The sequence below is a fragment of the Rouxiella badensis genome, assembly GCF_026967515.2.
GTDB lineage: Bacteria > Pseudomonadota > Gammaproteobacteria > Enterobacterales > Enterobacteriaceae > Rouxiella > Rouxiella badensis.
The window spans coordinates 3,243,069-3,255,854 of the sequence record NZ_CP114062.1 but is presented as its reverse complement, the minus strand read 5'-3'; the positions used below and the strand labels follow the sequence as shown (position 1 = coordinate 3,255,854).

General features: G+C 50.6%; 13 protein-coding genes and 1 other annotated feature. Of the genes, 9 read left to right on the top strand and 4 right to left on the bottom strand.

Annotated elements, in window-relative coordinates; translation table 11 throughout:
• Nucleotides 1-73: 73 nt before the first annotated feature.
• The 6 genes from rpsP (at nt 74) to tyrA (ending at nt 4,711) form a co-directional block, all read left to right on the top strand.
• Nucleotides 74-322 (top strand): 30S ribosomal protein S16, encoded by a 249-nt coding sequence (rpsP, locus tag O1V65_RS15110; RefSeq protein WP_017493592.1) that lies wholly within the window; start codon nt 74-76, stop codon nt 320-322.
• Between the two features lie 18 nt (nt 323-340).
• A complete protein-coding gene (gene rimM / locus O1V65_RS15105) occupies nt 341-889 on the top strand; it encodes a ribosome maturation factor RimM (protein WP_017493591.1) in 549 nt (182 codons plus the stop codon).
• A 64-nt stretch (nt 890-953) separates the two neighbouring features.
• Nucleotides 954-1,706, top strand: coding sequence for a tRNA (guanosine(37)-N1)-methyltransferase TrmD (gene trmD, locus O1V65_RS15100; protein WP_017493590.1), 753 nt, complete (start codon nt 954-956; stop codon nt 1,704-1,706).
• Between the two features lie 71 nt (nt 1,707-1,777).
• A complete protein-coding gene (gene rplS, locus O1V65_RS15095) occupies nt 1,778-2,140 on the top strand; it encodes a 50S ribosomal protein L19 (RefSeq protein ID WP_017493589.1) in 363 nt (120 codons plus the stop codon).
• A gap of 365 nt (nt 2,141-2,505) precedes the next feature.
• Nucleotides 2,506-3,582 carry a 3-deoxy-7-phosphoheptulonate synthase gene (locus O1V65_RS15090; RefSeq protein WP_269129846.1) on the top strand — a complete coding sequence of 359 codons (1,077 nt, stop codon included), beginning with the start codon at nt 2,506-2,508 and terminating at the stop codon, nt 3,580-3,582.
• A 7-nt stretch (nt 3,583-3,589) separates the two neighbouring features.
• Nucleotides 3,590-4,711, top strand: a complete 1,122-nt coding sequence (tyrA, locus tag O1V65_RS15085) for a bifunctional chorismate mutase/prephenate dehydrogenase (RefSeq protein WP_026110762.1) — start codon at nt 3,590-3,592, stop codon at nt 4,709-4,711.
• Between the two features lie 85 nt (nt 4,712-4,796).
• On the opposite strand, the gene pheA is transcribed toward tyrA, so the two are convergent.
• From pheA to bamD, 4 genes are all read right to left on the bottom strand, one after another.
• A complete protein-coding gene (pheA, locus tag O1V65_RS15080; RefSeq protein ID WP_017493586.1) occupies nt 4,797-5,954 on the bottom strand; it encodes a bifunctional chorismate mutase/prephenate dehydratase in 1,158 nt (385 codons plus the stop codon).
• Nucleotides 5,955-6,171: 217 nt separating this feature from the next.
• Nucleotides 6,172-6,294, bottom strand: a sequence feature (Phe leader region).
• Nucleotides 6,246-6,293: a hypothetical protein gene (locus tag O1V65_RS15075; protein ID WP_193312005.1), complete on the bottom strand. Its 48-nt coding sequence runs from the start codon at nt 6,291-6,293 to the stop codon at nt 6,246-6,248. Its footprint overlaps the feature before it by 48 nt.
• A 193-nt stretch (nt 6,295-6,487) precedes the next feature.
• On the bottom strand, nt 6,488-6,826 hold the full coding sequence (raiA, locus tag O1V65_RS15070; RefSeq protein WP_017493585.1) for a ribosome-associated translation inhibitor RaiA: 339 nt from the start codon (nt 6,824-6,826) through the stop codon (nt 6,488-6,490).
• Between the two features lie 288 nt (nt 6,827-7,114).
• Nucleotides 7,115-7,846, bottom strand: a complete 732-nt coding sequence (gene bamD, locus O1V65_RS15065) for an outer membrane protein assembly factor BamD (protein ID WP_017493584.1) — start codon at nt 7,844-7,846, stop codon at nt 7,115-7,117.
• A 129-nt stretch (nt 7,847-7,975) separates the two neighbouring features.
• Here bamD and rluD point away from each other — a divergent pair, with 129 nt between their 5' ends.
• From rluD to clpB, 3 genes are all read left to right on the top strand, one after another.
• Nucleotides 7,976-8,953, top strand: coding sequence for a 23S rRNA pseudouridine(1911/1915/1917) synthase RluD (rluD, locus tag O1V65_RS15060; protein WP_017493583.1), 978 nt, complete (start codon nt 7,976-7,978; stop codon nt 8,951-8,953).
• Nucleotides 8,953-9,687, top strand: a complete 735-nt coding sequence (gene yfiH, locus O1V65_RS15055; protein WP_084913218.1) for a purine nucleoside phosphorylase YfiH — start codon at nt 8,953-8,955, stop codon at nt 9,685-9,687. The genes rluD and yfiH overlap by 1 nt, the downstream gene beginning before the upstream one ends.
• A gap of 129 nt (nt 9,688-9,816) precedes the next feature.
• Nucleotides 9,817-12,390: an ATP-dependent chaperone ClpB gene (clpB, locus tag O1V65_RS15050; RefSeq protein ID WP_017493581.1), complete on the top strand. Its 2,574-nt coding sequence runs from the start codon at nt 9,817-9,819 to the stop codon at nt 12,388-12,390.
• Nucleotides 12,391-12,786: the final 396 nt, after the last annotated feature.

The following is a 12,786-nucleotide window of genomic DNA, read 5'->3' as shown; positions in this document are numbered from 1 at the left end:
CGGGCTTTTTATATAGCAACCAGACCCCGTTCCCCGATGGGGTCTGGTTGTTTTATTCACTAAAGAGGATGTTATGGTAACAATTCGTTTGGCACGTGGCGGCGCAAAAAAGCGTCCGTTCTATCAAGTAGTAGTGACCGACAGCCGCAATGCTCGTGATGGTCGCTTCATCGAGCGCGTAGGCTTCTTCAACCCATTGGCTTCTGGCCAGGCTGAAGCACTGCGTCTGGACCTGGATCGTATTGCTCATTGGCAAGATCTGGGTGCAACCGTTTCTGATCGCGTAGCTTCGCTGATCAAAGACGCTAAGAAAGCAGCTTAATCTGTCGCGGTGGTGGCAATGAGCAAGCAACTCAATCCAGTGGCGCCCGAAGAACCGATTGTTCTCGGTAAAATGGGCTCAACTTACGGTATTCGCGGTTGGCTCAGAGTGTTTTCATCCACCGAAGACGCCGAAAGCATTTTCGAATACCAGCCGTGGTTTATCCAGCAGGCAGGTAAGTGGCAAGCGGTAGAGCTGGAAAGCTGGAAGCGCCACAATCAGGACCTGATCATCAAAGTCAAAGGCGTTGACGATCGGGATGCGGCTAACCTATTGACCAATCGCGAGATTGTCGTAGATTCAAGCCAGCTGCCAGACCTCGGCGAGGGTGATTATTACTGGAAAGACCTTTTCGGTTGCCAGGTAGTAACATCCACCGGTTACGAACTGGGTAAAATCATCGATATGATGGAAACCGGTTCTAACGATGTCATGGTAGTTAAAGCAAACCTGAAAGATGCATTTGGCATCAAGGAACGGTTGATTCCGTTCCTCGATGGGCAGGTTATCAAGAAAGTCGATCTCACTACTCGCATCATTGAAGTAGATTGGGATCCTGGTTTTTGACCTCCGTAATGTCTACTTGCGTAGAAACGAAGGCTGAGTGGAATGTCGTTATGAGGATTAGGCTATGTGGATTGGTATAGTTAGCCTTTTCCCTGAGATGTTTCGCGCAATCACCGATTACGGAGTGACTGGCCGGGCAGTTAAGAATGGCCTGCTGAGCGTAGAGTGCTGGAGTCCTCGTGACTTCGCCTACGATCGGCATCGCACCGTGGACGAACGCCCTTACGGCGGCGGCCCGGGAATGCTGATGATGGTGCAACCTTTACGGGAAGCGATTCATACAGCTAAAGCAGCGGCAGGCGAAGGCGTTAAGGTGATTTATCTTTCACCACAGGGTCGCAAACTTGATCAGCAAGGCGTTTGCGAACTGGCGGCTCACCAGAAACTTGTTCTGGTATGTGGTCGCTATGAAGGGATCGATGAGCGCGTAATCAAAACCGAAATTGATGAAGAATGGTCAATCGGTGATTATGTTCTTAGCGGTGGGGAGCTCCCAGCTATGACGTTGATTGATTCAGTATCCCGCTTTATACCGGGTGTGCTGGGTCATCATGCTTCGGCAGAAGAAGATTCTTTTGCCGATGGATTACTGGACTGTCCTCATTATACCCGCCCGGAAGTGTTGGAAGGCATGGAAGTACCGCCGGTTTTACTGTCGGGAAATCATGCAGAAATACGTCGCTGGCGTTTGAAGCAGTCGCTGGGTCGTACCTGGCTTAGAAGACCTGAACTTCTGGAAAACCTAGCTCTGACTGACGAGCAAGAGGTGTTGCTGAAAGAGTTCCAGCGGGAACATCGAATCAGTCAACAAGACTAATAAGGGTATGTTTGAGCAATAGCTCCAGGCATTTCCCGAACTATCAGTTTACCTAGGGTAAGAGATATATTATGAGCAATATCATTAAGCAAATCGAACAAGAGCAGCTGAAGCAAGACGTACCTTCATTCCGTCCAGGTGACTCGGTCGAAGTGAAAGTATGGGTTGTTGAAGGAAGCAAGAAGCGTCTGCAGGCATTCGAGGGCGTGGTTATCGCTATCCGTAACCGCGGTCTGCACTCTGCATTCACTGTTCGTAAAATTTCTAACGGCGAAGGTGTTGAGCGTGTGTTCCAGACTCACTCACCTGTTATTGACAGCATCACTGTTAAACGTCGTGGTGAAGTTCGTCAAGCGAAACTGTACTACCTGCGTGAGCGTACCGGTAAATCAGCGCGTATCAAAGAGCGTCTTAACCGCGTTAACGCACGATAACATTCTCAAGTGTTATATAAACGGCCCGCTTAGCGGGCCGTTTTTTTTCGTCTCAAGAAAAGTAAAAAGTGAATAAATCAGCGGAAGATTTGTGCCGCATAAACATGTTTTGTAATTTTAAGTTTACACATAGCGTGAAATGTTGAGGGTTTTAGCCTGTTTTTAAAGGCGTAATTGATTGTTTAATTGCTGTATTAGATGGTTTTTATGCAAGTTTTTGATGTCTGTAAACTGGCGGGGGGGTTGCAGTGTGATTGGTAATTTTAAGTTTACACTCTGGGTTTGAAAAGTTTACAGCCTGTGTTATCGTTGTCCGCAGTGCTGATACACAGCAAAAAATTCAAAATTTATCGCGAGTAACCATCATGCAAAAAGACGCCTTGAACAACGTGCACATCAGTGCGGAACAGATTCTGATTACGCCTGAAGAGCTGAAAAACAAATTCCCTCTGAGCGTAGAAAATCAAACCAGTATCGAGCAGTCTCGTCAGACGATCGCAGATATCATCCACGGCCGTGATCCGCGCCTGCTCATTGTCTGTGGTCCATGCTCTGTTCACGACCTCGATGCTGCAATAGATTACGCGCGTCACTTGAAAACCCTGTCCGAAGAGCTGAGCGATCGTCTGTACATCGTGATGCGTGTCTACTTTGAAAAGCCGCGTACTACCGTGGGCTGGAAAGGGCTTATCAACGACCCACACATGGACGGTACCTTCGATGTTGAAGCAGGTTTGCACATCGCGCGTAATCTCTTGCTGCAACTGGTCACTATGGGTCTGCCAATCGCGACCGAAGCGTTAGACCCGAACAGTCCGCAATACCTTGGCGACCTGTTCAGCTGGTCTGCTATCGGCGCACGTACCACCGAATCGCAGACTCACCGCGAGATGGCCTCGGGCCTGTCGATGCCGGTGGGCTTTAAAAATGGGACTGACGGTAGCCTCGGCACCGCCATCAACGCTATGCGCGCCGCTGCAATGCCTCACCGTTTTGTGGGGATCAACCAGGCGGGGCAGGTTTGCCTGCTGCAGACTCAGGGAAATCCAGACGGACACGTTATTCTGCGCGGTGGCAAAACCCCCAACTATAGCGCAGAAGATGTCATGGACTGTGAAAAACATATGCAGGGTGCGGGACTCCGTCCTTCCTTGATGATAGATTGCAGCCATGGCAATTCAAATAAAGACTATCGCCGCCAGCCGCTGGTTGCCGAATCGGCCATCAGCCAGATTAAAGCCGGTAACCGTTCAATTACCGGATTGATGCTTGAAAGCCATCTTAACGAAGGCAATCAATCTTCAGAGCAGCCGCGTTCAGACATGCGCTACGGCGTATCGGTGACTGACGCCTGCATTAACTGGGAAACCACCGAGGCCCTGCTGCGTAACATGCATCATGAACTCGGCGACGCGCTGGCAGCACGAATTTCAGGAGAATAAACGTTTTATGGTGGCCGAACTTAATGCATTACGTGACCAGATCGATGAGGTCGATAAAGCGCTGTTGGATCTTTTAGCGAGACGTTTGCACCTGGTGGCAGAAGTCGGCGAAGTGAAGAGCCGTTATGGCTTGCCGATTTATGTCCCCGAGCGCGAAGCCGCGATGCTGGCCTCGCGCCGGCAGGAAGCGGTCAATTTGGGCGTTCCCGCCGATCTGATTGAAGATGTCCTGCGCCGCGTGATGCGTGAGTCCTATTCCAGTGAAAATGATAAAGGCTTCAAGACACTGCATCCGAATCTGCGTCCGGTCGTCATTGTTGGCGGTAAAGGTCAGATGGGCCGTCTATTTACCCGTATGCTGGAACTGTCCGGATATCAGGTGAAATCGCTGGAGCAGGAAGACTGGCCACAGGCCGAATCGATGCTTGCCGATGCGGGCATGGTTATCGTCAGCGTGCCGATTCATTTGACCGAAGAGGTGATTGGTCGTCTGCCGAAGCTGCCGGATGACTGTATTCTGGTTGATCTGGCGTCTATTAAGAATAAACCGTTGCAGGCAATGTTGGCCGCGCATGAGGGTCCGGTCGTCGGGCTCCACCCGATGTTTGGTCCAGACGTGGCTAGCCTGGCTAAACAGGTTGTGGTGTACTGCGATGGTCGTGAGCCGGAAGCCTATCAATGGCTGCTTGAACAGCTTCAGGTGTGGGGCGCACGGCTGCATAAAATCAGCGCGGTCGAACACGATCAGAACATGTCTTTTGTTCAGGCGCTGCGCCATTTCGCCACCTTTGCCTATGGGATGCACCTGTCGGAAGAGAACGTAGAGATTGAACAACTGCTGGCGCTTTCATCGCCAATCTATCGCCTCGAGCTGGCGATGGTTGGGCGTCTGTTTGCCCAGGATCCGCAGCTGTACGCTGACATCATCATGTCCTCAGAGAATAATATCGCCTTGATCAAGCGCTACTATAAGCGGTTCGGCGAGGCGATGGCATTGCTCGAAAGCGGTGACAAGCAGGCGTTTATTGATAAGTTCAGACTGGTCGAAGACTGGTTTGGCGATTATGCGCCGCGTTTCCTGAAAGAGAGTGGCTCGCTGCTGCGACAGGCGAACGACATCCGTCGCTGATAGTCGATTTCATCGAATAGAAAAAAGGCCAGTCGGTTCTCCGTACTGGCCTTTTTTACTGCAGCTAAGCGCCTTTTTGCGAGGCTTATTCCGGATTAACCGCCACAACGTTTTCACTTGGGTAACAACCGAGTACCTTAAGTGAACGGGTGATCGGGGTTAGATTTTTCAGTGCAGTTTGCATCTCTTCAGAGCGCAGATTGGCCTGAACATCGACATAAAACATCTCTTCCCAAGGGTTACCGTTGATTGGGCGAGATTCCAGCTTGCTCATGATAATACCCTGCTCGCGGAACACCATCAGTGCATCAACCAGCGCACCGGACTGCTGGCCGGTCGCCATAATAAGCGTCGTTTTCGCTGGAACCTGTTCGGTAACGTCGATAGCCTTTCTTGCCAGCACGATAAAGCGGGTAATATTTTGCTTCTGGTTAGCGAGATTGTGTTCCAGAACCTGTAAACCATATAACGCACCGCCAGCTTCACTGCCGAGTGCAGCCACGTTAGGTGACTTGGAGGCTGCAACTTTCTCCATTGCGGCGGCGGTACTTTCACAGTACTCGATTTTCCACTGTGGATAGCGGCTGATGAATTGGCTGCACTGCTGGAACGGTTGCGGATGACTGTAGACCGTCTCGATTTTTGACATGTCTGTTTCGGCCGCAACCAGAACGCAGTGGTCGATGACGTTGGTCAGTTCACCCACGATAGACAGACTGGTGTGTTGCAGCAGGTCATAAACGTCATTGATAGAGCCGGAGCTGGTGTTCTCGATTGGCAATACTGCGTACTCGGCCTGGCCAGTCTCAACCTGCGTGAAAATATCCTGAAACTTGAGACACCCGCATTCGATGAACTGATCAAAATGGCGAGCAGCGTATTGGCGAGCGGCGAGGTGAGAGTAAGAACCTTTAGGACCCAGGAAGGCGATACGCGCGGAGCCTGATGCGGTCTTGTTCAAATGCTGCTGGAGCAGAGCTTGCTGGGTGAGTACGGAGTCTTCGATGATAAGCTGGTATACCCGCGTGATGTAATGGCCGTCAAGGTCATGCTTTTTACCTTCGATAATCAGTCGGTTTAGCAGCTCACGCTCACGCTCGATGTCGCGGATAGGGCGGTGGGTGTGCATCTTGGTTTGGGCGACTTCAACGGCTAAGCCGCGTCTCTCTGCCAGCAGGGCAAGTAATTTAACGTCCAGTGCGCTGATACGCTCACGCAGGTCAAGTAACGGGGTTTCACTCATCGGTTATGCCTTTTTAATTGTCTGTCCTGAAGACGGGTGGCGTTCAGGAATATTCTAAGCCAAAAATTCTTGAGATTATCGTCATTGAAGTTGCATCAAGCCCGCCTGTGAGCAAGTTCCGTTGAGCTGAAGTCGATCGGTGATTCGTGCCAACGAGAACAGGTAACGCCGGTGCAGCTTTATATACGACGGTTATTACAGTTATAAATAAACAGGTATAAAAAAAGCCTCCCTTTGGGAGGCTTTCTGTTCGTCTTCGCATTCTTTCTTATACGACGAAACGCCTCCCAGTCAGGGGAAGGTAAAAAAGAATGCGAAGAAAAACGGTTTGATGGTCATAGTCGAATAGTTACTCATGGTTTGTGTGCCTTTAAGGTAACCTCTGGCTTTTCCCCCTGTCAATAACATTTGCCGTTTGCACTGCTATTACTCTGCGGGGCGAATATTGGCTAAAACGCAAACGCGCCCGAATGGGCGCGTTGGTGGTGGTCATTTAAGTTCTTTAAAACCCAGACCGTGCAGTGCTGGAGGGGCTACTCCTCGACAGTGGGCTGTAGGATAATATCCTTAACGCTACCTTCGGCTCTGCGAGCCTCACCTTTATGTTGAACCTTGTTCAACTGGCGCTCAAGTTTCGCAATCAGCTCATTCACTGCTGCATACATATCATCATGTGACGCGCTTGCTACCAGAGGGCCATTGGCGGTGCCAATTGTGGCATCTGCGACGAACCCGTGCGGCTCCTTAGAAAGAACAATGTGTGGATTAATTAACTGAGTCTGCCATTTTTCCAGTTTTTTTAGACGGTCTTCGACGTGCTCCCGAATCGCTGTAGTGATGTCCATTTGTTTGCTGGTAATGTTTACGATCATATTAACTTACCTCTCTGTCTTTCCGTCTTGGTAGGTCCAGCATACCGTCCTTTGAGACTAAATGTGTGATCTGCGTCACACTTTTTCGTCACTTTTTGTCAAGGCAGGCTAAATTGTGATTTGCGCTAATTTTGTGGCGAAAGGGGGTTGAGTCTTAGTACGTAATACCGCATTATCAAAGAGATAAATGGGTGGGATTCTAGATTGATTGCTCATCTTCAAACCAAAAAACAGGTAAAAAAAACGGCAGCCGTAGCCACCGTTTTAAACACACAGGTCGAGAAATTATCAGGCAGGGTTCTGCGCGATAATTTTGGCAACTTTGTCTGCTTCGTTATTCAATTGCAGTTCTTTGTAAGCATTTTCCATCAGCGGCAGCGCATCACGCGTTGCTTGAGTATCCGGATAATCCTTCATCATTTGCTCAACACGATTAACAACGGCGACGTAAGCCCCGCGTTTAGTGTAGTATTGCACCACTGATAGCTCATACTTAGACAAACGATCTTTCAGGAAGACCAGACGCTTATTGGCATCGGTCGCATACTGACTGTTTGGATAAGAATGGATCAGCTGGCTGAAATCGCGAAACGCAGCGCGTGCATGCTGTGGATCACGGTCCGAGCGGTCGACATTAAAGAATCCTTGCAGTGCATTATCATCCAACGCCATATCGGTCAGACCACGCATATACATGACGTAGTCGATGTTTGGATGAGTCGGATTCAAACGCATGAAGCGATCGATAGACGCCTGAGCAAGCGGTAAATCCGCTGACTTGTAATAGGCATAAATCAGATCCAACTGCACTTGCTGTGAGTATGGCCCAAATGGATAGCGGTTATCTAACGCTTCCAGTTGCGCAATCGCACCTTTGAAGTTACCGTCCTGCAGCTTTTGCTGGGCGGTCGCATAAAGCACGTTTGGCGGGTTATCGGGGACCACTTCTTTGGAACTGGAGCAACCTACCAGCGCCAGACTCAACGTGGCTGCTGCCACCAGATATTTCACACGCGTCATGACGTTTTGATTATCCTCAGGTGTTATTCTGGGAGACTGTCCGTTAAGCTCCCGACAAAGACCAGCTACAATAGCACATTATTTTAAACGGCATCGCCGTGAAAACCCAAGGTTACCCAAGAGCACCATATGGCACAACAAGTAGAACTCACGGCGACGGTTGCCGAAACACAACTCGGTCAACGATTAGATCAGGCTTTGGCCGAATTGTTCCCTGATTATTCAAGATCTCGTATAAAAGATTGGATTCTTGATGAAAGGGTTACGGTTAATGGCAAAATTGTCGCCAAACCAAAAGACAAAGTGTTGGGTGGCGAAGTTATCGCAATCAATGCACAAATTGAAGAGGAAGCTCGTTGGCTGCCTCAAGACATTGCGCTTGATATCGTTTACGAAGATAGCGATATTTTAGTCATTAACAAGCCGCGTGATCTGGTTGTTCATCCCGGTGCCGGTAATCCAGATGGTACCGTGCTTAATGCCTTACTGCACTATTATCCTGAGATAATTGACGTTCCTCGCTGCGGGATTGTTCACCGTCTAGACAAAGACACCACCGGCCTGATGGTTGTGGCAAAAACCGTACCTGCGCAGACCCACCTGGTTGATGCACTCCAACGTCGCGAAATTACCCGTGAATATGAAGCCGTTGCTATCGGCAACATGACTGCAGGTGGCACGGTGAACGAGCCAATTTCTCGTCACAGCACCAAGCGTACCCATATGGCGGTTCACCCGATGGGTAAACCGGCGACTACGCACTACCGTATTATGGAGCACTTCCGCGCGCACACCCGTCTGCGTCTGCGTCTGGAAACCGGCCGTACACACCAGATTCGTGTCCACATGGCGCACATCAACCATCCGCTGGTCGGCGATCAGCTCTATGGTGGCCGCCCACGTCCGCCGAAGGGCGCGTCCGACGAGTTCATCAATCAGCTGCGTACTTTCGACCGTCAGGCACTGCATGCGACTATGCTGCGTCTGTTCCATCCGGTTACCGGTATTCAAATGGAATGGAATGCACCACTGCCACAGGACATGGTTGACCTGATTAGCGCGCTGAAGGCTGATACTGAAGAGTTCAAGGACCAGATGCATTGGTAATGCCTGCCTTAATCTTCCCACAGTGGCCGCAACCGGATTCGGTGCGGTCCTGTTCTACCACACGTCAGGGCGGCGTCAGTTTGCCGCCTTACGCATCGCTTAATCTCGGTTCCCACGTTTCTGATTGCCCGGAGCACGTTGCGACTAATCGCCAGCGGTTGATTGAACTTGCCTCTTTGCCCGCCGCGCCGCACTGGCTCGAGCAGGTACATGGAACGGACGTCGCCCGGTTGACTCAAACAACCCCCCATCAGTCAATTCGCGCCGATGCGGCTTATACCGATCAACCCGGCGTGGTGTGTGCGGCAATGAGCGCCGATTGTTTACCGGTACTATTTTGCAATCGGGCAGGGGACGAAGTCGCGGCCGCGCATGCCGGATGGCGGGGGCTGAACGCGGGCGTGCTCGAAAATACGCTATCGGCGTTTCGCGCCAAACCTCAGGACATCATGGTCTGGCTCGGTCCGGCCATCGGCCCTGACAAGTTTGAAGTGGGTGCAGAAGTCAGAGACGCGTTTATCGATTCAACGCCTAAGGCTGCCGGTGCATTTTCACCGCTTGGGCCAAAATATCTCGCCAACCTCTATCAACTTGCCCGTTTGAGACTCCAGGCCTCTGGCGTTGAACAAATTTTCGGCGGAGACCGCTGCACGGTGAGCGAAACTGATTATTTTTTCTCTTATCGACGCGATGGAATCACCGGACGGCTGGCAACTTTGATTTGGCTGAGATAACCTACTAAATCAAGACGATCCAAGAACGCATACGCTGTACTCTTAATATAGTGACAAAGTAACCTTGAAAACGTGAGGGATGACCTCATTTAATCTCCAGTAGCAATTTTGTTCTATATTGGAGGTGTTATGCGTCTGGATCGTCTTACCAGCAAATTCCAGCTTGCCCTCGCCGATGCCCAGTCACTCGCACTCGGGCGCGACAACCAATTTATCGAACCTATCCACCTCATGAGCGCCTTGCTCACGCAGGAAGGGGGAACTGTCCGTCCTTTACTGACCTCTGCTGGCATTGATGCTCAGCGAGTTCGCACGGACGTCGACCAGGCATTGGGGCGTTTACCGCAAGTTGAAGGAACCGGTGGTGATGTTCAACCATCAAGTGAACTGGTTCGTGTTTTAAATCTATGTGACAAATTATCCCAGCAGCGTGCTGATAAATTTATCTCGTCAGAACTCTTTATTCTGGCGGCATTGAAAGACCGTGGCGTATTGACTGACCTGCTGAAGGCCAGTGGCGCTACCGTAGATAAAATTGACGCGGCTATCGATCAGATGCGAGGTGGTGACAAAGTGGATGACCAAGGGGCCGAAGATTCACGTCAGGCTTTAAAGAAATTTACTATTGATCTGACTGAGCGCGCCGAACAAGGCAAGCTGGACCCGGTGATTGGTCGTGACGAAGAGATCCGTCGCACCATTCAGGTTCTGCAACGCCGTACCAAAAATAACCCGGTATTAATCGGTGAACCCGGCGTGGGTAAAACGGCAATCGCCGAAGGCCTTGCTCAGCGCATTATTAATGGTGAAGTGCCCGAAGGGCTGAAGAATAAACGCGTATTGTCCCTGGACATGGGCGCGCTGGTGGCGGGTGCCAAATACCGCGGTGAGTTCGAAGAGCGTCTGAAAGGTGTGCTTAGTGATCTTGCCAAGCAGGAAGGCAACGTCATTCTGTTTATCGATGAGCTGCACACCATGGTGGGTGCAGGTAAAGCCGACGGCGCGATGGACGCCGGTAATATGCTGAAACCTGCATTGGCGCGAGGTGAACTGCACTGCGTCGGTGCTACAACGCTCAATGAGTATCGTCAGTTTATAGAAAAAGATGCGGCGTTAGAGCGTCGTTTCCAGAAAGTGTTTGTGGCCGAGCCTTCAGTTGAAGATACCATCGCTATCCTGCGTGGTTTGAAAGAACGCTACGAGCTGCATCACCATGTACAGATTACTGACCCGGCCATCGTAGCGGCGGCGACATTGTCTCATCGCTACATTTCGGATCGTCAGCTGCCCGATAAGGCTATCGACCTTATAGATGAAGCGGCTTCCAGTATTCGTATGCAGATGGATTCCAAACCGGAATCCCTCGACAGACTGGATCGCCGTATCATTCAGCTCAAGCTCGAACAGCAGGCATTAAAGAAAGAGTCTGACGATGCGAGTATCAAACGCCTTGAGATGCTGACTACCGAACTCGACCAGAAAGAGCGCGAATACTCTGAGCTGGAAGAAGAGTGGAAAGCCGAGAAAGCGTCGCTGAGCGGCACCCAGAATATCAAGGCCGAACTTGAGCAGGCAAAAATTACGCTCGAACAGGCACGCCGCGTCGGTGACCTGGGCCGTATGTCAGAACTGCAGTACGGCACAATTCCGGAGCTTGAGAAACAGCTCGCGGCGGCAACCCAGGCAGAAGGTAAAACCATGAAGCTGCTGCGCAACCGCGTAACAGATGTGGAAATTGCCGATGTGCTGGCTCGTTGGACCGGTATTCCCGTCGCGAGAATGCTTGAAAGTGAACGTGACAAGCTGCTGAGAATGGAAGATGAACTGCATCATCGCGTGATTGGACAGAATGAAGCGGTTGACGCGGTATCCAATGCGATTCGCCGTAGTCGTGCGGGATTATCCGATCCGAACCGTCCGATTGGTTCTTTCCTGTTCCTCGGTCCGACCGGGGTGGGTAAAACCGAGCTTTGTAAAGCGCTGGCAACCTTCCTGTTCAACAGCGATGACGCGATGGTGCGTATCGATATGTCGGAGTTTATGGAGAAACACTCCGTTTCCCGGCTGGTGGGTGCACCTCCAGGCTATGTTGGCTATGAAGAGGGCGGCTATCTGACCGAAGCGGTTCGTCGTCGTCCTTATTCCGTCATCCTGCTGGACGAAGTTGAGAAGGCACACCCTGATGTGTTTAACATTCTTCTTCAGGTATTAGATGACGGCCGTTTGACCGATGGACAGGGACGCACCGTTGATTTCCGAAATACGGTCGTGATCATGACGTCGAACCTGGGGTCAGATGTGATTCAGCAGCATTTCGGTGAAGCCACCTATGCGCAGATGAAGGATGCGGTCATGGAAGTCGTTACACACAACTTCCGCCCTGAGTTCATCAACCGTATAGATGAAGTCGTGGTGTTCCACCCACTGGGTCATGCGCATATCAAGCATATCGCCGAAATCCAGTTGCAGCGTTTGTATAAACGTCTGGAAGAGCGTGGTTACAGTGCTCGTCTTAGTGATGCGGCGCTGGAGCTGTTGGGCAATAGCGGTTTTGACCCTGTATATGGTGCACGTCCACTTAAACGTGCCATCCAACAGGAAATTGAGAACCCATTGGCTCAGCAAATCCTCTCTGGCAAGCTGATACCGGGTAAACCGATCACGATAGATGTAGAAAACGACCACATCGTTGCTAAACAGTGATGCCATAATAAGGTGAACTCAGAATAAAACTTGCTGAGTAATCCGTGATGAAAGGGGCCGAATCTTAATTTGGCCCCTTTTTTGTTGTTTTATTATCCTAAAAGGGCTGGTTTGTTGAATTAGTGAGCGGTTGGTAATTAATTTCAAATAAACGCTTGCGGCTCCTCAGAAACTCCCTATAATGCCGCTCCATCGACAGGGAACAACGCAGCAGCAACGCGGTGTGAACAAGTCGGAAAGAATTAAAAATGATGATGACCGCGAAAATAAACGGTTGACATCAAATGAGGAAAGCGTAATATACGCCACCTCGAGTTAGCAAGCGAAAGCGCGTAACTCACTGCTCTTTAACAATTTATCAGACAATCTGTGTGGGCACTCACAAGACGATATCAG

What these genes read in the sequence shown, in the direction of transcription:
- clpB (WP_017493581.1), top strand. Translation starts at nt 9,817, where the DNA reads ATGCGTCTGGATCGTCTTACCAGCAAATTCCAGCTTGCCCTCGCCGAT.
- O1V65_RS15090 (WP_269129846.1), top strand. Translation starts at nt 2,506, where the DNA reads ATGCAAAAAGACGCCTTGAACAACGTGCACATCAGTGCGGAACAGATT.
- rimM (WP_017493591.1), top strand. Translation starts at nt 341, where the DNA reads ATGAGCAAGCAACTCAATCCAGTGGCGCCCGAAGAACCGATTGTTCTC.
- yfiH (WP_084913218.1), top strand. Translation starts at nt 8,953, where the DNA reads ATGCCTGCCTTAATCTTCCCACAGTGGCCGCAACCGGATTCGGTGCGG.
- pheA (WP_017493586.1), bottom strand. Translation starts at nt 5,954, where the DNA reads ATGAGTGAAACCCCGTTACTTGACCTGCGTGAGCGTATCAGCGCACTG.
- rplS (WP_017493589.1), top strand. Translation starts at nt 1,778, where the DNA reads ATGAGCAATATCATTAAGCAAATCGAACAAGAGCAGCTGAAGCAAGAC.
- raiA (WP_017493585.1), bottom strand. Translation starts at nt 6,826, where the DNA reads ATGATCGTAAACATTACCAGCAAACAAATGGACATCACTACAGCGATT.
- bamD (WP_017493584.1), bottom strand. Translation starts at nt 7,846, where the DNA reads ATGACGCGTGTGAAATATCTGGTGGCAGCAGCCACGTTGAGTCTGGCG.
- rluD (WP_017493583.1), top strand. Translation starts at nt 7,976, where the DNA reads ATGGCACAACAAGTAGAACTCACGGCGACGGTTGCCGAAACACAACTC.
- tyrA (WP_026110762.1), top strand. Translation starts at nt 3,590, where the DNA reads ATGGTGGCCGAACTTAATGCATTACGTGACCAGATCGATGAGGTCGAT.
- trmD (WP_017493590.1), top strand. Translation starts at nt 954, where the DNA reads ATGTGGATTGGTATAGTTAGCCTTTTCCCTGAGATGTTTCGCGCAATC.
- rpsP (WP_017493592.1), top strand. Translation starts at nt 74, where the DNA reads ATGGTAACAATTCGTTTGGCACGTGGCGGCGCAAAAAAGCGTCCGTTC.